Here is a 20,596-nt window from a genome sequence, read left to right as displayed (position 1 = left end):
CCTGCGGAACGAGCGTTGCGCAGGACGCAACACGCGCACGCAGTCGTGAAGGGCTGACGCATGGACCTGATCCCCGCACCCCAGGTCGTCCTGCTCGACGACGGCGGGCGCCGCTTCGCGTTCGGGCCCGAGCCGGCCTTGGAGGCCGGGCCGGGAGCCGCGGCGGTCGCGCGCTGGCTGCGGCGCGAACTGGGCGCGGCCACCGGCTGGGAGCTGCCCGCCGCCGGGACCGGCGAGACCGCCGAACTGCGGCTGCGCGTCGACCCGGACGGCGCCGCGGACCCGCGGCCGGAGGCGTACCGCATCGAGATCGGCCCGGACGGGGCGGAGCTGACGGGGGCGACGGCCGCCGGCCTCTTCTGGGCCGCCCAGACGCTGCGTCAGCTGCTGGGGCCCGACGCGTACCGCAAGGCGCCGCTGCCCGGCCGGGCGTGGAGCTTGCCGTACGCCTCCGTCGCGGACGGCCCGCGGTTCGGCTGGCGCGGAATGATGTTGGACGTGGCCCGGCACTTCATGCCCAAGGATGGCGTGCTGCGCTACATCGACCTGCTCGCCGCACACAAGCTCAACGTGCTGCACCTGCACCTGACCGACGACCAGGGCTGGCGGATCGAGATCGAGCGCTACCCGCGGCTGACCGAGGTCGGCGGGTGGCGCCCGCGCAGCCGGTGGGGCCACCGGGCCTCGCCGCTGTGGAACGAGACCCCGCACGGCGGGTACTACACGCAGGACGACATCCGCGAGATCGTCGCGTACGCCGCCGAGCGGCACGTCCGGGTGGTCCCGGAGATCGACGTACCGGGGCATTCCCAGGCCGCGATCGCCGCGTACCCCGAGCTCGGCAACACCGACGTGGTCGACACCGCGGCGCTCGGGGTGTGGGACGACTGGGGGATCACCGAGAACGTGCTCGCGCCGACCGAGGCCGTGCTGCGCTTCTACGAGGGGGTCTTCGAGGAGCTGCTGGAGCTGTTCCCGGTCGAGGTCTCACCCTTCGTGCACGTGGGCGGGGACGAGTGCCCCAAGACGCAGTGGAAGGCCTCCGCGGTCGCCCAGGAACGGATCCGCGAACTGGGCGTGGACGGGGAGGACGGGCTGCAGGCGTGGTTCGTCCGCCACTTCGACGGCTGGCTCGCCGCGCGCGGGCGGCGGCTGATCGGCTGGGACGAGATCCTGGAGGGCGGGCTCGCTGAGGGGGCCGCGGTGTCCTCGTGGCGCGGCTACGCGGGCGGGATCGCCGCCGCCGAGGCCGGGCACGACGTGGTCATGTGCCCCGAGCAGCAGGTGTACCTGGACCACCGGCAGGCGGGCGGTGCGGACGAACCGGTGCCCATCGGGTACGTGCGCTCGCTCGAGGACGTATACCGCTTCGAGCCGGTGCCGCCGAAGCTGTCGCCGGAGGCCGCCGCCCACGTGCTGGGCGCGCAGGCCAATGTGTGGACCGAGGTGATGGAGAACCGGGACCGGGTCGACTACCAGGTGTTTCCGCGGCTGGCGGCCTTCGCCGAGGTGGTGTGGTCGCGGCAGCCGGAGCCCGAGGAGCGCGACTTCGCGTGGTTCGAGGGGCGGATGTCCGCGCACTATGCGCGGTTGGCCGCGCAGGGGGTCGATTACCGGCCGCCGGGCGGCCCGTTGCCGCGGCAGCGGCGGCCCGGGGTGCTGGGGCGTCCGATCGAGGGCGCGCCCCCGAACGTGTGACAACTGGGTGACGTTGGCGACCCGAACCGAAAGGGAACGGCAGCGGAACTCTGCCTCAATTTCCTCTCATGCGGGGAAAATCGGGCAATTGGGGAGGAGGGTCGTCGAAGGCGGCGCGACAGGGCCCCACGGCCCGTACGGGGCACCGCGCCCGGGGTCGGACGCAGGGGGCGGACCCTCGCGCCGGGCGGCCCGGAAGATGTGCCAGAGTTGCCACGTCCCGGCGGTGAGCACGTACCGTACGGCGGAACAGGCGTGAGCGCCGGAGCCGGGACATCGGGAAGGGGCAGCTGGGTTGACCACGCACGCACCGCACGCACTGGACTCACCTCAGGGGCCGCAGGGCCCGCAGGCGGCGCAGTCCGTGACGCTGCCGGCCTCGCTCGACGAGGCCGTGGCGGCGCTCGCAGCCATGCCCGCCGCCGTGCCGGTCGCGGGCGGCACCGACCTGATGGCCGCGGTCAACGCCGGGCTGCTGCGGCCCGCCGCACTGGTGGGCCTGGGACGGATCAACGAGATCCGCGGCTGGCAGTACCAGGACGGCCACGCGCTGCTCGGCGCGGGCCTCACGCACGCCCGGATGGGACGGCCGGATTTCGCCGCTCTGATCCCCGCGCTGGCGGCCGCGGCCCGGGCCGCGGGCCCCCCGCAGATCCGCAACGCGGGCACCCTCGGCGGCAACATCGCCACCGCCGCGCCCACGGGCGACGCGCTGCCCGTGCTGGCCGCGCTGGAGGCCGTGCTCGTCATCGTCGGCCCGGTCGGGCAGCGGGAGATCCCGGTGTCGCACCTGCTGGCCGGGCGGGAGATGCTGCGGCCCGGTGAGCTGATCGGCTTCGTGCGGGTGCCGCTGCTGCACGCACCGCAGGTGTTCCTGAAGGCCACGGGGCGTACCGGGCCGGGTCGTGCCGTGGCGTCCGTGGGGCTCGTCCTGGATCCCGCGCGCCGGGGCGTGCGCTGCGCCATCGGTGCGGTCGCTCCGATGCCGCTGCGGCCGCTGGAGGCCGAGCAGTGGGTGGCCTCGCTGATCGACTGGGACGGCGGGCGGACCTTGGCCCCCGAGGCGCTGGAGGCCTTCGGCGAGTACGTCGCGGCGGCCTGCGTGCCCGACCAGGGCGAGCCGGTGGCTCCCGGAGTACTGCATCTGCGGCGGACGGTGGCCGTGCTGGCGCGCAGGGCCCTGGGGAGGGCACTGACCTCATGAGCGAGAACGAGAACGAGAACGTGACCCAGGGGAACGGCACGGCGGGCTGGGGCTGGGAACCGGTCCCGCAGGGCGGCGAGTACGACTCGGACGCCACGGCCTTCGTGAAGCTGCCGCAGGACATGCTGGACGCGCTCGGCACCGGGGAGCCGCTCGCGGCGCCCGGACACGGCTACGTGCCGCCGCCGATGATCGTGCCGCTCGGCCCGGCGAGCACGGATCCGGCGGCCACGGGGACGTGGACGCTTCCGGTGCAGTGGCCGGACGCGGGCGGCACGGCGCAGGCCGGTCCGACGGGCGGCGCCGGTGCCGCCGGTACGGGTCAGGGCCCGGGCTCCGGGTCGGTGGGCGGGCCGATCCCGGCATCGATCCCGATCCCGGCGTCGGTCGCGGCGACGTTCGCGGAGGCGGAACCGGAGCCGGAGCTGCCGGTGACCGATCCGAGCGCGACGGCCGAGTGGCGGTTCCCGGAAGCGGTGCACGAGCCCGAACAGGCCGGCGGTTCGGCGACCGGACAGTGGGCCGTCCCCGAGTACTCCGAATTCCCCGAGCAGTCGAACGACTACCGGTCGGGCGGGCTGGACGCCGACTGGAGCCAGGCACCGGCGACGCTGCCGGGCGGTGCCCCGGCGCCGTGGGCGTACCTGACGCAGCAGCCGACCGGGACCCCCGACGCGGACGCCGCTGCCGGTGTGCTGCCCGGCACGGACGAGGCCGCCGCCGCTTCGGCCGCCGCTGCCGTGACCGCGCAGGCCGCCGCGGGCCGCGGGCCGCGGGTGCTGGGCGGACCCGGGGTGGGCACCGCCCTGCCCGAGGGAGAGCCGGTGCACCAGGCCCCGCACGACATCGAGGCCGCGCACGGCCCGGCGGCGGAGCAGGCCGAGGGCGCCAGGGCCGCGGACCACGCGGGACAGGGCGAGTACGACGGACAGGGCGAGTACGCGGGGCACGCGGTCCAGGAGGAGTACGCCGGGCCGGGCGAATACACCGGGTACGCGGAGCAGGCCGGGTACGCCGAGCCGGCCGCCACCTCCGCCGCCGACCAGCCGCCGACGGCCGACGCCGGCCTGGACCTCTTCGGCGGGGTGCGCGCCCAGGCGCCGGCCGCCGGGTCCGCACAGCCCGCCGGCACCGACGGCCACGGCTTCACGGCGTTCGGCCACGCGCCGGAGCCCGGCCCCCGGGCCGCGCACGAAGCTGGGTACGAGGCCGCGCACGGGGCGGAGCACGAGGCCGCGCACGAAGCTGCGTACGAGGCGGAGCCGATCGCCGCGGAATCCGACCCCGGGAACGGGGATGGGCCGGCCGCGCAGAAGCCCCCGACCGACCCCGTGCCGCACGCGGACACCGCCGACAGCGAGGGCGCACTCCCGGACGGGGGAACCGGCGAAGGTCTCCCGACCGAGGTGGCGACGTACGAGGAAGAAGCGGACGCCGGGGCCGTCGCCCATCACGAGCACCCGTCGGCCTCCTACGTCCTGCGCGTCAACGGCGCCGACCGGCCCGTCACCGGCGCCTGGATCGGCGAGTCCCTCCTGTACGTGCTGCGCGAGCGCCTCGGCCTCGCGGGCGCCAAGGACGGCTGCTCGCAGGGCGAATGCGGCGCCTGCGCCGTGCAGGTCGACGGCCGGCTCGTCGCCTCCTGCCTGGTACCGGCCGCCACGGCCGCCGGCAGCGAGGTCCGCACCGTCGAGGGCCTCGCGACGAACGGGGAACTCTCGGACGTCCAGCAAGCGTTGTGCAAGTCGGGTGCGGTGCAGTGCGGGTTCTGCGTACCCGGCATGGCCATGACCATCCACGACCTGCTGGAGGGCAATCACGCCCCCAGCGAGCTGGAGACCCGTCAGGCCCTGTGCGGCAACCTCTGCCGCTGCTCCGGCTACGCGGGGGTCGTCGACGCCGTGCGCGAGGTAGTGGCCGAGCGCGAGGCGGCGGCCGCGGAGCCCGCGGCCCCGGGCACAGGTGCACCGGAGACGCGCATCCCGCACCAGGCAGCGCCCGGCGAGGGCGGCATCCACCACGGAGGCACGGCGTGAGCGGGCAGGACGCGGCGACGGCGACGACAACGGTCAACACCACCGTGACGGCCATGGCCGCCCCGGGCACCGAGGCCTCGGAACAGCAGGTCCCGCGCGGAATCGGGGCCTCCGTCCTGGCCACGGACACCCGCGCCAAGACCGAGGGCACCTTCCCGTACGCCGCCGACCTGTGGGCCGAGGGCCTCCTGTGGGCCGCCGTGCTGCGCTCGCCGCACGCCCACGCCCGGATCCTCTCCATCGACACCACGGCCGCCGCCGAGATGTCCGGCGTCCGCGCCGTCGTCACCCACGCCGACGTGCCCGGCACCACCACGCACGGCCGGCGGATCGCCGACCGGCCGGTGTTCGCGCACGACGTCGTACGCCACCACGGCGAGCCCATCGCCGCCGTCGCCGCCGACCACCCCGACACCGCACGGCTCGCCGCCGCCGCGATCGCGGTCGAGTACGAGCTCCTCGACCCGGTCACCGACCCCGAGCAGTCCTTCGGCGCCCCCGCCCTGCACCCCGACGGCAACCTGATCCGGCACATCCCGCTCCGCTACGGCGACCCGGAGGCCACCGGCGACGTGGTCGTCGAGGGCCTGTACCGGATCGGCCGCCAGGACCCCGCCCCCATCGGCGCCGAGGCCGGTCTGGCCGTGCCGCGCCCCGACGGCGGCGTGGAGCTCTACACCGCGTCCACCGACCCGCACATCGACCGCGACCTGGCCGCCGCCTGCTTCGGACTGGATCCGGAGCGCGTGCGCGTGGTCGTCACCGGCGTGCCGGGCGCGACGGCCGACCGCGAGGACGCCGCCTTCCAGCTCCCGCTCGGCCTGCTGGCCCTGCGCACGGGCTGCCCGGTCAAACTGGTCGCCACCCGCGAGGAGTCCTTCCTCGGCCACACCCACCGGCACCCGACCCTGCTGCGCTACCGCCACCACGCGGACGCGGAGGGCCGCCTCGTCAAGGTCGAGGCGCAGATCCTGATGGACGGCGGCGCGTACGCCGACTCCTCCTCCGAGTCCCTGGCGGCGGCGGTCGCCTTCGCCTGCGGCCCGTACGTCGTCCCGCACGCCTTCGTCGAGGGCTGGGTGGTACGCACCAACAACCCGCCGTCGGGCCACGTCCGCGGCGAGGGCGCCATGCAGGTGTGCGCCGCGTACGAGGGCCAGATGGACAAGCTCGCGGCCGCCCTCGGCATCGACGGGGCCGAGCTGCGCATGCGCAACGTCCTGGCGACGGGAGACCTGCTCCCCACCGGCCAGACGGTGACCTGCCCGGCCCCGGTGGCGGAACTGCTGCGCGCGGTCCGCGACTTCGAACTGCCCGCCCTGCCCAAGGACGCCCCGGAGGACGAGTGGCTGCTGCCGGGCGGCCCGGAGGGCGCGGGCGAGCCGGGCGCGGTACGGCGCGGGGTGGGCTACGGCGTCGGCATGGTGCACATGCTCGGGGCGGAGGGCACGGACGAGGTCTCCACGGCCACGGTGAAGGTGGTGGGCGGCGCGGCCACGGTCATCTGCGCGGCCGTCGACACCGGCCAGGGCTTCGCCACCCTGGCCCGGCAGATCGTCCAGGAGGTGCTGGGCGTCGACGAGGTCGCCGTGGCCCCGGTGGACACCGACCAGCCGTCGGCCGGCCCGGCGGCGCACGGACGCCACACGTGGGTGTCGGGCGGTGCGGTGGAGCGGGCGGCGAAGATGGTCCGCACCCAGCTCCTGCAGCCGATGGCCCACAAGCTGGGCATGTCGACGGAGCTCCTGCAGATCCAGGACGGCCGCATCACGTCGTACGACGGCGCGTTCTCGATGTCGGTGGCGGAGGCGATGGCCGGCAAGGAACTCTGGGCGACGGCCCAGTGCCGCCCCCACCCCACGGAACCCCTGGACGCGGACGGCCAGGGCGACGCCTTCGTCGGCCTCGCTTTCTGCGCGGTCCGCGCGGTGGTGGACGTGGACATCGAACTGGGCTCGGTCCGGGTCGTGGAACTCGCGGTGGCCCAGGACGTGGGCCGCATCCTGAACCCCCGTCAGCTGGAGGCCCGTATCGAGGCGGGCGTCACCCAGGGCGTGGGCGCGGCCCTGACGGAGAACCTCCGCACGGTTTCCGGCCTGATCCGCCACCCGGACCTGACGGGGTACGCCCTGCCGACGGCGCTGGACGCCCCGGCGGTCCGCATCGTCAAGCTGGTCGAAGAGCGCGACGTGGTGGCCCCGTTCGGCGCGAAGGCGGCGAGCGCGGTCCCCGTGGTGACGACCCCGGCGGCGGTGGCCTCGGCGGTCCGCGCGGCCACCGGCCGCCCGGTGAACCGCCTCCCGATCAGGCCCTCCGCGGCGGTGGGCGCGCCCAACTCATGACCGTGTGAACCCCATTGCACGTGCAACCCCGGACTTGGGCCTGTCGGTACCGGTCGCTAGAGTGATCGGTACCGGTGTACGCGTACGCGCGGACACGGGTGCGAACGGGGACGGGGAGCGGCGGAGACGCCGCGACCACGGGGATGACGGGGAGTCGGGGAGGCTAACGTGGCAGACGACAACGGGGCGAGCCAGGTGACGGCGGCCCTCGCGCTGGGGATCGCGGGTCCCATCGGCGCGATCGCGGGTGCGGCCTACAGTGCGGCCAGTGCGGCACTGCGGGTCGAGTTCGACTCGCTGGCCGAGTACAAGCGCATGGTGGACGGCCTGTTGGACGAACTCACCGGCTCGGACGCGGACCACAAGAAACTGGCGGACGACAAACTGCCGTCCAGCAAGCTCGGTAAGGGCTTCGCGGAGGTCGACGCGCTGTTCAAGTCGTACGACACGGTGGTCACGGAACTGCAGAAGCTCTCGAAGGGGCTGGCGGGGACGATCGAGGCCCTGGGCATCGCGGTCCTGTCGGCGGGCAAGGGCTACGGCGACGTCGACGAGGAGACCAAGCGGCGCATGCTCGCCATCGCCAAGGAGGCGAAGGCGGAGTACGTGGAGGAACGTGACCCGTGGCCGGAGGAAAAGCGCCGCCTGGAAGCGTCCAACCAGCCGACGACGCCCACGACTCCGACTCCGTCGCCCAGCACATCGGGAGTTACCTACTGATGGCAACGTCATTCGAAGGCTTCACGCACCAGCAGATGCGGGACATGGTCGCTGCGCTGGACCCGGCCTCGGTCCAGGCGCGGGCCGACCAACTGGCTTCCGCCGCGAAGAAGATCGAGACGATCGGCGAGGCGCTCAAGCAGCATGTCGTGACCGGCTGGGAGGGCGAAGGCGCCGCCACCTTCCAGGAGTGGGTGGGCCGCGCGGGCAACGCGACGCTGCGCCTGGGTGAGTACAGCGCCAAGGGCGGGGAGTGGATGGGCAAGGTCGTCCAAACGATGACCGAGGCCACGAAGATGGTCGCGGTCGACTCGACCGCGACCAAGAACCTCGCCGCGGCCATCGAGCACCACAACGACCCGGACGCGGCGCAGGTCCGCAAGGATGCGCAGGCGACGCTGGACGCGGACCACCGCGAGGCGGTGCGGCTGATGACGAACCTGGCGCAGTCGTACCAACTGTCGTCAGACGAGATGAACAAGGCAGAGATCCCGACGTTCCCGCCGCCGCCGGAGAAGTTCATGCCGACGGATCTCGGTGGTTCCGCCGACCTGGAACGGTCTGGTGGAGGCTCCGGAGCAGTGGGATCCGCCGGTTCGTCGTACCCGATGACAGGTCCTGGGGGCAGCGCGTCCTTGAACGAGCCGGGCTCTGTTCAAGGACGTCCGTCGCAGCCGGACAACACGCTACCGACGACGACTGCTCCCGCGCCGGTAACCCCCGACCGTGACGTGGAGGTCGACCTCGACACCGTCGGCACGCTACCTCCGAGCCAGACGCTGCCTCCGGTGACGACGACGCCTGGTGGCCCGCTGCCCACGGGCCCCGGCGTACCTCCCACCGGCCCGTTCGTGCCGCCTATGGCAATCCCGCCGATCGGTGGGGGGAAGATGCCGGCTCTCCCCGGCATTTTCGGCCCTGGCGTCCCCGCCCCGGGCACGACCGGTCCCCTCGGGAAGGTCGGTGGCATCCAAGGCCTGCCCCCGCGTGACAGCGGCATCATGGGCGGCCGCCCGGTGACCTCCACCGGCCCCGGCGCGGGGATCCCGCGAGGTACGGTCATCGGCGAAGGCGCCCAGGCGGCCCGTCCCATGGGTGGCGGAGGCATGGGCCACGGCGGCGGTGGTGCCCACGGCAGCAGCCAGGGCAGCTTCGCTGGCGGACGCCGACTGGCCTCGGAGCCGGGAGGCGTCGTCGGAGGACGTCAGACCGGTGCGGTCGGTCGGCCGGTCGTGGGCGGTCAGCCGTTCACCCAGGGCGGTTCGGGCCTCGTGCGCAATGGTGTCGGTGGCGCGGGTATGGGTCCCATGGGCCACGCGGGCGCCGGCACGCAGACTCCGGGTAGGCAACGGAACGACCAGGGGGGCGAACGCCCCGACTACCTGGCCGAAGATGAAGAGACTTGGCAGGGGAGCCGTCGCGTTGTCCCGCCTGTGATCGACTGAGCAGAACGGACGTTGCACGGGATGCGCATGCGCAAGGCGACCTCGGCCCTGGTGGGCCTCCTGCTGGCCGGGGTCGCCGCGACCCCGGCCCACGCGGCGACTATTCGATCGCAGCAATGGCATCTCGACGTCATGAAGGTCGACGACATTTGGAAGGTCAGCACCGGTAAGGGCGTCACTGTTGCTGTCATCGATGGCGGGGTCAAGGACGTTCCTGAGCTGGAGGGCCAGGTCGTCCCTGGAAAGAATTTTGCAACGTCTCTCCCAGGCGACGAGCGCACTTCCGCCGGCTCACACGGCACCGCTATGGCTGCGATCATCGCCGGCACTGGGAAGCACCCGACGGGTGACGGCGCTTATGGCCTCGCACCGGCTGCCAAGATTCTGCCCATCCGAGTCTCTGATATTGAAGGGTTGACAACCCCACCCTGGGTTGAGGCCATCAGATATGCAGCAGACTCGGATGCAAAGATCATCAATATCTCCCTCGGGATCGCCAGCAAGCCGGAGGATGATCTAGCGAGGGCCGAAGCGGTGAAGTATGCCCTCTCGAAGGGGAAACTGGTCTTCGCTGCCGTCGGGAATTCCGGGGACGCAGACAACGAGGTCAAGTACCCGGGTGCGACCCCTGGCGTGGTCGGCGTAGGAGCAGTAGATGCCAAGGGGAAGGCGACTGCGGAGTCGCAGCACGGGCCTCAGGTGGACATGGTCGCACCCGGCGTAGACATTGTCTCGGCGTGCGGCGGCAAGACGGGGGTTTGCAAGCAGCACGGCACAAGTGACGCGACAGCCCTCGCCTCCGCCTCCGCCGCCCTCATCTGGTCCGCCCATCCCGAGTGGACCAACAACCAGGTGCTGCGGGTCCTGCTGAACACCGCCGGCAAGCCCACCGACGGCGTCGAGCGCAACGACTACGTCGGCTACGGCGTGGTCCGCCCCCGGGTCGCGCTGCAGACGCCCGGTGACCCCGGTCCGGCCGATGTCTACCCGTTGCCCGATCTCGCGGCGGCGGATGCAGCCAAGAAGCCCTCGGCGTCCGCCGACGCCAAGGCCCCCGACGCCGCCGCGTCCAAGCCCGCCGCTCAGGCCGGGGAGAAGAAGACCGGTAGCGCGCTTCCCTGGATCGGACTCGGTCTGGCAGCCTGCGTGCTGATCGGTGGAGCCGTGACCGTGGTCGTCGTACGACGCAACCGCTGACCCGGTGTCGATCTGACCTGCACCCTGCCTTCGGGAGTTCTCGCGATGTCGTTCGACGAGGAATGGTCGGCGGCTCGCGCCACGGCCACCGCCAGTGTCACCATGCGCCTCAACCAGGCGCCCGCCGACCCCGGCGGTGGCGGTGACCTGGAGCTCAATCAGGACCACATCGGTGCGATCGGCTCCGAGGCGTACAAGCTGCACACGCGCCTGCAGGCCGACGGCAAGCACGCCGCCACCGCCACCGCCGAGGCGGCCGGGGCCCTCACCAAGGAGGCCTTCGCGAGCGGGGCGGCGCTGCTCAAGGCCAACAGCGCCTGGGAGAGCCAGGTGAAGACCCTCGTGGCCGCCTGCGCCAACATCTCCAACGGGCTGAACTACTCGCTCGCTTCCCACGCCAAGGACGAGCAGCAGCTCCAGGCGGACTTCTCCGCGTCCGCGATAGACGAGTACCTGAAGTAGGCGCCCGGATGCTGACGTACGAGAACGTGATGAACGCGCCCCTGGGCCAGCTCCAGACGGCCGTCACCGACTGGACGGCGATGGCCGGCAAGCTGGACGAGATGGCCGAGGCCGCTCGCAACGGCATGAAGGCGAAGTCCGACAAGGCGGAGTGGAGCGGGGTCACCGCAGGAGTGGCGCGCGGGTTCGTCGACAAGACGGCCAAGGAGTTCGAGGACGCGGCCAAGGCCGCCCAGGGCATGTACCAGGTCCTCGCCGACGCGCACGCGACGTTCAAGGCCGCCCAGGACGAGCTGAAGAAGCTTGCCGCGGAGGCCCCGGCGGCCGGCTTCAAGATCGATGCCGACGGGCGGGTCACCGCCGTCCCGCTGCCCACCGAGGGGGAGCGGAACGCGGCCCGGCACGACCCCGACTACCAGGCGACCCTGAACACGGCCCGCAACGCGTGGCAGGCCCGGATCAACCGGGCGGTCGAGGACGCCCAGAACGCCGACGACTCCCTGGTCCGGGTCCTCCAGGCGAACGTCGCCGACGACCACGACTTCAGCGGAGCCAGGTTCACCACCCTCGACGCCGAGCAGGCGGCCCGCGCCGCCGACCTGATGAAGAAGGTCACCGGAGACGGCGGCACGGCGCGCAACGTCGAGGCGCTGCGCGAGCTGGAGGAACTCCTCGACGACAACCGTACGGACCCCGAGTTCGCCACGGGCTTCTACCGGACGATCGGCGCCGAGGGCACGTTGGAGATGTACTCCAAGATGTCCCTCGACGCGACGGGCCTGGGGCAGCCGGGCAAGGACCGCGCGCTGATGGTCGCGAACATCCAGAGCGACATGGGCGCGATGCTCGGGCTCGCGACGCACAAGGACGTCCCCAACCACCTCGATGCGGCCTGGACGACCCAGCTGATGAAGGCGGGCCGCAAGGAGATGGCCGTCTACGGCGGCGTGCAGCAGATCTACGGCTACCAGGCCCTCGGGGCCCTGCTGCGCGAGGGGAAGTACGACACGGAGTTCCTCACCTCGGTCGGCCGCGACATGGTCGCCATGGACCGCAAGGACCCGAGGGCCTGGGAGTTCCACACCCCGTACGGGATGGACTCGGTCCTCAGCCAGGGCCGGGACGGCCGCGGCTTCTACCCGCTGACCGGCCTGATGGAGGCGCTGGGCAACAACCCGGACGCGGCGACGGCGTTCTTCAACGAGCCGGTCCGCGAGGACACCAACAAGGACGGCATCGTCACGAAGGACGACAAGCCGGTCGGCGGCCAACACGGCAAGGCCCAGGGCATGGTCGACTACATGCTCGACCAGAAGCCGTACGCGGACAGCTTCGACATGACCCGGGCCAGCGACCTGCACCCGGCCCAGCAGGCGCTCGGTGACGCCCTGATGGCGGCGGTCTCGCACCGCGGCCCCGGCGACGAGGACTCCCCGCCGGTCCCGCACACCAAGGAGATGGCGGCCGTCATGGAACGGGTCGTCGAGAAGATCGGCGACAAGCCCGAGCTGATCGACGCGCCCCCGGGGGAACCGGACGGGCCGCTGAACGGCCTGTCCGGGCACTTCGGCCAGATGGCGGCCGAGTACATGCCGGACATCCAGGCGGCGGCGGAGAACGGCAGCCGGATGATCAAGGCCAACGGCGAGATGGCGGAGTTCAACAAGGCCGACATGGCGGCGTTCATCGGGGCGGTGGGACAGGACCCGGACGCGTACGGCGCCATCACCAACGGGCAGCGGGCGTTCACGACGACGCTCGTCAACGATGTCATCGCGCACCGCGGCGAGTACGAGGAGATCGACGCGGCGATCACGGTCGCCGTGCATCCCGGTGGTCAGATCGCGGGCATCCTTTCCGAGGCCAGGGCCGAGGGAACGTTCGCGGAGAACGGCCACAAGGCCGAGGAATACGTCAAGGGCGTCGAGGACAACGCCAAATGGGTCAACCGGGCCATCAGCGCGGCGGGCGGAAAGTACCTGGAGATGGTGCCGCTCGCCGGAGACGTCGTGGAATGGCTCCAGGAGGACATCACGGAGGGCGTGGTCGAGCGGGCCACGAAGGACCAGGCGGAGAAGACCGGGGAGGCCGACCACAAGGCCGTGCTCGACTACACGCAAGCGCAGTTGGAGGCGGGCCGTTCGGCGGAGCAATCGGTCCGCAAGGCCGCGGAGGGGACGGGGATGAGCCAGCGGAGCATCGACGCCCTCGCCGGGCTGGCCTCGGCGGAGACGGCGAACGCCCACGCGGTTGGCCGCGGCCACGTCGTCACGTCGAACGGCGGCTCCTGATGCGCAGCGTCGTCGGCCCCCGCGTGCTCGCCGCGGTGCTGGTCGGGGCGGCAGCTCTGACCGGGTGCGGGGAGGAGAAGAAGTCCGCGGCCCCCCGGTTGCCGGAGCGCACCTGCTTCGGCGTCTACACCCGATCCGACCTGGAGCCCCTGATGGGCTACGGCGAGACGGTGGAGGTGTCAGGGCCGGCCGATGCCCGGCTGACCGCTTCGCGCCGGTCCGCCACCTGTGACGTCGCCGTCGACGGCAAGGGCCGGGTCCTCGTCACGGCCACGCGCCAGCCCCTCGGGCAGGCCTTCGTGTGGCCGCCCACCGACCCGCCCGGGCCGGAACCGCTGCCCCTCGGTGACAAGGGCATCGTGTGGGACACGGGTGCGCGCGTCGCCCTGACCTGCAAGGGGCCCAAGGATTCCTTCGAGCTCGAGCTGGGCCTCAGCGGATCCGTGGAGCACGTGGAGGCGGGCACCTCGCGGGCGCTGTTCACCGCGCTCATGACGAAGTTCCTGGAGCCGGCCAAGCAGCAGACCGAGTGCGGCGCATGAGGACGTGAGCGCCCGGCGACGGCGTGAGCGACACGTGATCGACGCCTGAGACGCACCGCCCCGTCAGACCGTTGGTCTGACGGGGCGGTGTGCAGGGTGTGGAGCGGTCGCCTACTTGATGTTCAGCGCGACCGTGTCGCCTTCGGTGAGGCTGTCCAGCGAGATGGTCCTCGTGAACGTTTGGGGCTGCTTCCCCGGCGCCTTGCAGGTGACTTCGGCCGTGAGGCTGAAGGGCGCGTCCAACGGGGTGTCGAGGCTGATGGGGCCGAACGTCGCCCTGCGGTTGACCGGGTTGTTGGTGGGACCCGACCCGTCGTCCTCATCGCTGTCCAGCGATACCCGGGTGGGAACGGAGTTGTTGGGGGCCGGGAACGCGTTCTTGCACGTCACCTTGCCGCTGAAGGAGACCGTTCCGACCGGGGGCGCCGCTGAGGCTTGACCGGCCGTCAGGAGGCTTCCTGCCAGCACCGCGGCGAAGATCGGGGCCATGGTCGCGCAAGTGCGGGACCTGCTGGAGATACGGGACATGCGGGACGTGCGCGTAGACATGGGACCACCTGCCCGTTTGGCGTACGAGTAGTTCTGTGGAGGCCGACCCTGACGCCGACACGACAGGCGTGGCGTTGGAGATCGCCAGGTTTCGAGGGGTCGTCCGTGAACCGGGCCGGGGTTCGTCTGCCGCGCTTTGACCAGCTGATTAGGCAGCCCCCAGCCCTTCACCCACCACATTCCTACAGGGCCTCCCGGCCCGCAACCGGAACGGTTCCCCCGCACCGCGCGGGTGCTCCCGGAGAATCCGAAGAGCCAATGACCTCGCGCCCCGCCGAACTGCTCGAGCGGCGGCTGCCGCGCCGGGGCACCGTACGTCGGCTACCGGTCGTGCGGGCGGGGTCGTTGCGGGCGCAGTGTCGGTACGAGCCCCGGTGGGGACGGCCCGGACCCGGAGAGGGCGAAGGCCGCCCAAGGGTGCGCCTGCCCCTGGACGGCCCGCCGCGAAGCCGTGACCGGATTCGAACCGGCGTAACCCGCTTTGCAGGCGAGTCCCTCAACCACTCGGGCACACGGCTGTGTGGTGGTGACGCGAGTGACGCTACGGGGGCTCGCGGGGCTCCGGAAGGGGTGCGCGGACCGTGCAATGCGACTGCCATGCCGCGTTCACAGTCCGGCGGTCCTAGGTCTCCGGGACGAGGAGGGGATCCGTCGAATTGACAGGAGCGATCCTGGGCTAGGCCCCTTACTCTGGGGCGATGAGCGTCCTTGAACCCCGTGTGCCGCAGAGAACCGCACCGATCCCGCCCCCGCCCCGGGGCGGGATCCTCGGGCCCGCGTACCGGACGCTCAGCATCGGGATCATCTCCGTCGTCTTCCTCATCGCCTTCGAGGCCACCGCCGTCGGTACGGCCATGCCCGTCGCCGCCCGCGAGCTGGAGGGGATCGGGCTCTACGCCTTCGCCTTCTCCGCCTACTTCACCACCAGCCTCTTCGGCATGGTCCTGGCCGGCCAGTGGGCCGACCGGCAGGGGCCGCTGCGGCCGCTGACCGTCGGGATCGCAGCCTTCGCCTCCGGGCTCGTGATCTCCGGGACCGCCGGGGTCATGTGGGTGTTCGTGCTCGGCCGGGCCGTGCAGGGCTTCGGTGGCGGGCTGGTCATCGTCGCCCTGTACGTCGTCGTCAGCCGGGCCTACGAGGAGCGGCTGCGGCCCGCGATCATGGCCGCCTTCGCCGCGAGCTGGGTGGTTCCCTCGATCGTCGGACCGCTGGCCTCCGGGACGGTCACCGAGCACCTCGGGTGGCGGTGGGTCTTCCTCGGGATACCGGCCCTGGTAGTGGTCCCCCTGGTGGTGGCGCTCCCCGCGATACGGCGGACCGCGTCCGGGCCCGTCGACCCCGACGCCCCGCCCGCGGCATTCGACCGGCGGCGGATCCGGTTGGCCCTCGGCATCTCGGCGGGGGCCGGGTTGCTCCAGTACGCCGCCCAGGACCTGCGGTGGCTGTCGCTGGCGCCGGGCATCGCCGGCGCGGCCCTGCTCGTGCCCGCCGTGCTGGGGCTGCTGCCGCGCGGGACCTACCGGGCGCGGCGCGGGCTGCCGTCCGTGGTGCTGCTGCGCGGGGTCGCCGCCGGGTCGTTCATCGCCGCCGAGAGCTTCGTGCCGCTGATGCTGGTCACCCAGCGGGGGCTGAGCCCGACGATGGCCGGGTTCTCGCTCGCGCTGGGCGGGGTGACCTGGGCGGGCGGCTCGTGGGTGCAGTCGCAGGGGCGGACGGCCCCCTACCGGCAGCGGCTGATGGTGATCGGCATGGTGTTGGTGGCCCTGGCCATCGCCGCGGCGCCCGCCGTGCTGATCGAGTCCGTGCCGGTGTGGACGCTGGCGCTGGCCTGGGCGGTCGGCTGCCTCGGCATGGGCCTGGTGATCGGCTCCACGAGCGTGCTGCTGCTCCAGCTGTCGGCGCCGGAGGAAGCAGGCTCCAACTCCGCCTCGCTGCAGATCTCGGACGCGCTGGCGAACGTGGTGCTGCTGGCCGGCGGGGGCGCAGCGTTCGCCGCGCTGGGCGGCGGCGCCGTCGGCGCCTCCCACACCCTGACGGAGGGCGCCCCGGCCTCGCACCCGGCCGCGTTCGCCGCGGTGTTCCTGCCGATGGCCTGCGTGGCGCTGGTGGGGGCCTGGGTGGCGACCCGGCTGCACCCGGCCGGGGCTCCCACCAAGGATTGACCGCCCGGACGACCCGGACCTGCCGGGCGCCGGCCAATCCGGGTGCGCCACGACCGGCGGCCGCACTACCCTTCCGCCCATGAACGAGCTGATCATCAGACTCTCCGACGCCGAGCGCGCGGAGTGCGCCGACCTCGCCGACGCGACGGGCACGTCGCCCGAGGAGCTCGTCCTGGAAGCCGTACGGGCGCTGCTGCGAGCAGAGCGCAACCGGGTCGGCGCCGAGGCGCTGCGCCTCGCGCAGCGGCACGCGCCCCTGCTGAAGCGGCTCGGCGAATGAGCGCGCCCACGGCTCCGGTGCGCCACCTCACGCTCGCCGAGGTCCTCGACCTGGCCCGGCACGCCTGCCTGGCCCAGGACCAGCCGGTCGAACTGCGCGCCCCCGGACTCCTGGAGTCGGCGGTGCACCGGCCGCGGGCCCGCATGTTCGGGACCCCCGCCTACGAGGACCCGTACGAGCAGGCCGCCGCGCTGCTCCACGGCATCGCGACCAACCACCCCCTGGTGGACGGGAACAAGCGCACCGCCTGGCTCGCCGCGGCGACCTTCCTCGCCGTGAACGGGGTCGATCCGGGTGGCGTGGACCAGGAGGTCGCCCACGCGCTGGTCATCGACGTGGCCGCCGGTCACGAGAGCGATGTCGCGCGGATCGCGGCCCGGCTGCGGGCACTGGTCGTCCCGCCGATGTGACGCTCGCCGCACCCGCCGAGGTCACGGGCCTGTCCCTCCGCGAGGGGCGGGCCCGGGCCGGTAGGGTGGCCCGGTTGTCCTACGTACGACTGCCTGCCACCCGTACCAGATACGCCGAGAGCACGAACCGGAGACCGTGACTACTACCGCCTCCCACCATCTCTCACCCGCCTTCCCCGGCCGTGCCCCCTGGGGTACCGCCAACAAGCTGCGTGCCTGGCAGCAGGGGGCGCTCGACCGCTACATCCAGAACCAGCCGCGGGACTTCCTCGCGGTCGCCACGCCCGGCGCCGGCAAGACCACCTTCGCGCTGACCCTCGCCTCCTGGCTGCTGCACCACCACGTCGTCCAGCAGGTGACCGTCGTCGCGCCGACCGAACACCTGAAGAAGCAGTGGGCGGAGGCGGCGGCCCGGATAGGCATCCGGCTCGACCCCGAGTACTCCGCCGGACCGCTCAGCAAGGACTACCACGGCGTCGCCGTCACCTACGCGGGTGTCGGCGTACGGCCGATGCTGCACCGCAACCGCTGTGAGCAGCGCAAGACCCTCGTCATCCTCGACGAGATCCACCACGCCGGTGACTCGAAGTCATGGGGCGAGGCCTGCCTGGAAGCCTTCGACCCGGCGACCCGGCGCCTGGCCCTGACCGGAACGCCCTTCCGGTCCGACACGAACCCGATCCCCTTCGTCACGTACGAGGAGGGGAACGACGGCATCCGACGCTCCTCCGCCGACTACACCTACGGCTACGGGAACGCGCTCGGCGACGGCGTCGTCCGGCCGGTCATCTTCCTCTCCTACAGCGGCAACATGCGCTGGCGGACCAAGGCCGGCGACGAGATCGCCGCCCGGCTCGGCGAGCCGATGACCAAGGACGCCATCTCCCAGGCCTGGCGCACGGCGCTGGACCCGCGCGGCGACTGGATGCCGAACGTGCTGCGCGCCGCCGACCAGCGGCTGACGGAGGTCAGGAAGGGCATCCCGGACGCCGGCGGCCTCGTCATCGCCTCCGACCAGGACTCGGCGCGCGCCTACGCCAAGCTGCTCCGCGAGATCACGGGCAGCAAGGCGACCGTGGTGCTCTCCGACGACACCGGCGCGTCGAAGCGGATCGACGAGTTCAGCGAGGACGGCAGCCGCTGGATGGTCGCGGTCCGGATGGTGTCCGAGGGCGTCGACGTGCCGCGCCTCGCGGTGGGCGTCTACGCCACCACGATCTCGACGCCGCTGTTCTTCGCGCAGGCCGTCGGCCGCTTCGTGCGTTCGCGCAGGCGCGGCGAGACCGCGTCCGTGTTCCTGCCGACCATTCCCTACCTCCTCGGCTTCGCCAACGAGATGGAGGTCGAGCGCGACCACGTCCTCGACAAGCCGAAGAAGCAGGGCGAGGAGGATCCGTACGCCGAGTCCGAGAAGGAGATGGACGAGGCGAACAAGCAGGAGGACGAGGACACCGGCGACGACGAGCAGATGTCCTTCGAGGCGCTGGAGTCCGACGCGGTCTTCGACCGGGTCCTCTACGACGGCGCCGAGTTCGGCATGCAGGCCCACCCCGGCAGCGAGGAGGAGCAGGACTACCTCGGCATCCCCGGGCTGCTGGAGCCGGACCAGGTGCAGATGCTGCTGCAGAAGCGGCAGTCGCGGCAGATCGCGCACAGCCGGCGCAAGCCGGACGCGGACGCGGACCTGCTGGAGCTGCCGGCGGACCGGCGACCCGTGGTCTCGCACAAGGAGCTGCTGGAGCTGCGAAAGTCGCTGAACACGATGGTGGGCGCCTACGTCCACCAGAGCGGGAAGCCGCACGGGGTGATCCACACGGAGCTGCGCCGGGTGTGCGGCGGTCCGCCGAGCGCGGAGGCGACCGCGGGGCAGCTGCGCGAGCGGATCAAGAAGGTGCAGGAGTGGGCCACCCGTATGCGGTGAGCTCCTACGAAGTGGGGGACGGGGTCCGTGCGGAGGTTCGCACGGACCCCGTCCGCCGTTTCGTGCTCGGGCGGCGTCGGCGATCGGTGCCGGTTTTGCTTTTGCTCCCGCCGGGCTGAAGGAGTGCAGCCGGAGGTGTCGACACCGCAGGGGGTTCCGAGCGTGCGTGGGAGCATCCCCCGGAGCCGATCACAGTCGTTTTGAACATGCTCGGAGCAATGGGCCGGCAAAGGCGCCCTGTGGCAAACGAGGTCACGAATTGACACCGACGACGATCAGGAAACGGCACAAACAGGTAGCGCGCGCCCGGATTCTGGACGAGCCCTTCCGCTGAGCGGACCTGCTCGCTAATGTCCCCGCATCAAACGCACCGTGGCAGCGCCGCCGCGGGAGCGCAGCCGGTGCAATGGCCGCTACCGGCGGCCTCTCCGTGCGTCGCCGCGGGACCGGCGACGTGCCACCCCGAGAGTCACCGCCGCTCACCGAAAGAGGGAGAGGCGTCGTGACCGCGGAGACCTCCCAGACTCTCGACAGAGGGCTCAGAGTCCTCAAACTGCTCGCCGACACCGACCACGGTCTGACCGTCACCGAGCTCTCCAACCGCCTCGGTGTGAACCGCACCGTGGTCTACCGGCTCCTCGCCACCCTCGAACAGCACGCCCTGGTCCGCCGCGACCTCGGCGGCCGGGCCCGGGTCGGCCTCGGAGTGCTGCGGCTGGGCCGACAGGTCCATCCGCTCGTACGCGAGGCAGCCCTGCCCGCGCTGCGGTCCCTCGCCGAGGACATAGGTGCCACCGCGCACCTGACCCTCGTCGACGGCACCGAGGCGCTCGCCGTCGCCGTCGTGGAGCCGACCTGGACGGACTACCACGTGGCCTACCGGGCCGGCTTCCGCCACCCGCTGGACCGCGGGGCCGCCGGGCGGGCCATCCTGGCAGCCCGTCAGGGCTCCCTGATCGAGCCGGGGTACACGCTGACCCACGGGGAGCTGGAAGCGGGCGCCAGTGGCGCCGCCGCGCCGCTCGTGGGCATCACCGGGCTGGAAGGCAGCGTCGGCGTCGTCATGCTGTCGGACGCGGTGCCGGAGCGGGTCGGGCCGCGGGTGGTCGACGCGGCGCGCGAGGTCGCCGACGCCCTTCGCTAGCCGCGGGCTCGGCGGATCCCGGATCCCGGATGCCGGGTGCGGCGCCGTTGCCGGGGGCGCTGCCCCCGGACCCCCGCGCCTCAAGCGCCGGCGGGGCTGAAGGGTCGCCTCAAGCGCCGGCGGGGCTGGGATTGGCCGGCCGGGCTGCATCGGTCGGCGGGGTGGCCCGGCAGGGCCGGTGGGGCGGCCGGAT

At 72.4% G+C, this 20,596-nt stretch carries 16 protein-coding genes and 1 tRNA gene; 15 read left to right on the top strand and 2 right to left on the bottom strand.

The features are described from left to right. Positions 1–60: 60 nt before the first annotated feature. The 10 genes from ACIQK6_RS35195 to ACIQK6_RS35150 all read left to right on the top strand — a co-directional run bounded on the left by ACIQK6_RS35195 (position 61) and on the right by ACIQK6_RS35150 (position 13,937). Positions 61–1,698 carry a beta-N-acetylhexosaminidase gene (locus tag ACIQK6_RS35195; RefSeq protein WP_329101512.1) on the top strand — a complete coding sequence of 546 codons (1,638 nt, stop codon included), beginning with the start codon at positions 61–63 and terminating at the stop codon, positions 1,696–1,698. A gap of 319 nt (positions 1,699–2,017) precedes the next feature. Then, entirely contained in the window at positions 2,018–2,902 is an 885-nt protein-coding gene (locus tag ACIQK6_RS35190; protein ID WP_266602663.1) for a xanthine dehydrogenase family protein subunit M, read from the top strand. Beyond that, positions 2,899–4,938, top strand: a complete 2,040-nt coding sequence (locus ACIQK6_RS35185; RefSeq protein ID WP_402696612.1) for a 2Fe-2S iron-sulfur cluster-binding protein — start codon at positions 2,899–2,901, stop codon at positions 4,936–4,938. Before ACIQK6_RS35190 ends, ACIQK6_RS35185 begins: the two co-directional genes overlap by 4 nt. 53 nt (positions 4,939–4,991) lie before the next feature. Further along, positions 4,992–7,280, top strand: a complete 2,289-nt coding sequence (locus tag ACIQK6_RS35180) for a xanthine dehydrogenase family protein molybdopterin-binding subunit (RefSeq protein ID WP_402696640.1) — start codon at positions 4,992–4,994, stop codon at positions 7,278–7,280. A gap of 168 nt (positions 7,281–7,448) precedes the next feature. Continuing rightward, positions 7,449–8,000 carry a hypothetical protein gene (locus ACIQK6_RS35175; protein ID WP_329101515.1) on the top strand — a complete coding sequence of 184 codons (552 nt, stop codon included), beginning with the start codon at positions 7,449–7,451 and terminating at the stop codon, positions 7,998–8,000. Next, positions 8,000–9,445, top strand: coding sequence for a hypothetical protein (locus tag ACIQK6_RS35170; RefSeq protein WP_329101517.1), 1,446 nt, complete (start codon positions 8,000–8,002; stop codon positions 9,443–9,445). The genes ACIQK6_RS35175 and ACIQK6_RS35170 overlap by 1 nt, the downstream gene beginning before the upstream one ends. 21 nt (positions 9,446–9,466) lie before the next feature. Then, entirely contained in the window at positions 9,467–10,642 is a 1,176-nt protein-coding gene (mycP, locus tag ACIQK6_RS35165) for a type VII secretion-associated serine protease mycosin (protein ID WP_402696610.1), read from the top strand. 45 nt (positions 10,643–10,687) lie between these two features. Next, positions 10,688–11,104, top strand: a complete 417-nt coding sequence (locus tag ACIQK6_RS35160; RefSeq protein WP_402696608.1) for a hypothetical protein — start codon at positions 10,688–10,690, stop codon at positions 11,102–11,104. Positions 11,105–11,112: 8 nt separating this feature from the next. After that, entirely contained in the window at positions 11,113–13,395 is a 2,283-nt protein-coding gene (locus tag ACIQK6_RS35155; protein WP_402696606.1) for a hypothetical protein, read from the top strand. Continuing rightward, complete coding sequence (locus ACIQK6_RS35150) at positions 13,395–13,937, top strand: hypothetical protein (RefSeq protein ID WP_329101525.1); 543 nt, start codon at positions 13,395–13,397, stop codon at positions 13,935–13,937. Before ACIQK6_RS35155 ends, ACIQK6_RS35150 begins: the two co-directional genes overlap by 1 nt. A gap of 111 nt (positions 13,938–14,048) precedes the next feature. Here the strand turns inward: ACIQK6_RS35150 and ACIQK6_RS35145 are convergent, their stop codons facing one another. Together ACIQK6_RS35145 and ACIQK6_RS35140 are read right to left on the bottom strand one after the other, a co-directional pair. Continuing rightward, positions 14,049–14,486 carry a hypothetical protein gene (locus ACIQK6_RS35145; RefSeq protein WP_329101527.1) on the bottom strand — a complete coding sequence of 146 codons (438 nt, stop codon included), beginning with the start codon at positions 14,484–14,486 and terminating at the stop codon, positions 14,049–14,051. A 446-nt stretch (positions 14,487–14,932) separates the two neighbouring features. Further along, positions 14,933–15,004: transfer RNA gene (locus tag ACIQK6_RS35140), tRNA-Cys, on the bottom strand. Between the two features lie 180 nt (positions 15,005–15,184). Here ACIQK6_RS35140 and ACIQK6_RS35135 point away from each other — a divergent pair. The 5 genes from ACIQK6_RS35135 (at position 15,185) to ACIQK6_RS35115 (ending at position 20,403) form a co-directional block, all read left to right on the top strand. Further along, a complete protein-coding gene (locus ACIQK6_RS35135) occupies positions 15,185–16,648 on the top strand; it encodes an MFS transporter (protein WP_402696604.1) in 1,464 nt (487 codons plus the stop codon). A gap of 79 nt (positions 16,649–16,727) precedes the next feature. After that, positions 16,728–16,928, top strand: a complete 201-nt coding sequence (locus tag ACIQK6_RS35130) for a hypothetical protein (protein ID WP_329101529.1) — start codon at positions 16,728–16,730, stop codon at positions 16,926–16,928. Then, positions 16,925–17,338 carry a type II toxin-antitoxin system death-on-curing family toxin gene (locus tag ACIQK6_RS35125; RefSeq protein WP_329101531.1) on the top strand — a complete coding sequence of 138 codons (414 nt, stop codon included), beginning with the start codon at positions 16,925–16,927 and terminating at the stop codon, positions 17,336–17,338. Before ACIQK6_RS35130 ends, ACIQK6_RS35125 begins: the two co-directional genes overlap by 4 nt. A 136-nt stretch (positions 17,339–17,474) precedes the next feature. Next, a complete protein-coding gene (locus ACIQK6_RS35120) occupies positions 17,475–19,259 on the top strand; it encodes a DEAD/DEAH box helicase (protein WP_329101533.1) in 1,785 nt (594 codons plus the stop codon). Between the two features lie 502 nt (positions 19,260–19,761). Beyond that, a complete protein-coding gene (locus ACIQK6_RS35115) occupies positions 19,762–20,403 on the top strand; it encodes an IclR family transcriptional regulator (RefSeq protein ID WP_189747270.1) in 642 nt (213 codons plus the stop codon). The last annotated feature ends 193 nt before the right edge of the window (positions 20,404–20,596 follow it).

Origin of the sequence: Streptomyces sp. NPDC091682 (genome assembly GCF_044756625.1) — a bacterium.
Taxonomy (GTDB): domain Bacteria; phylum Actinomycetota; class Actinomycetes; order Streptomycetales; family Streptomycetaceae; genus Streptomyces.
The sequence above is the reverse complement of the archived record's forward strand: the minus strand, read 5'-3'. Positions and strand labels throughout refer to the sequence as shown.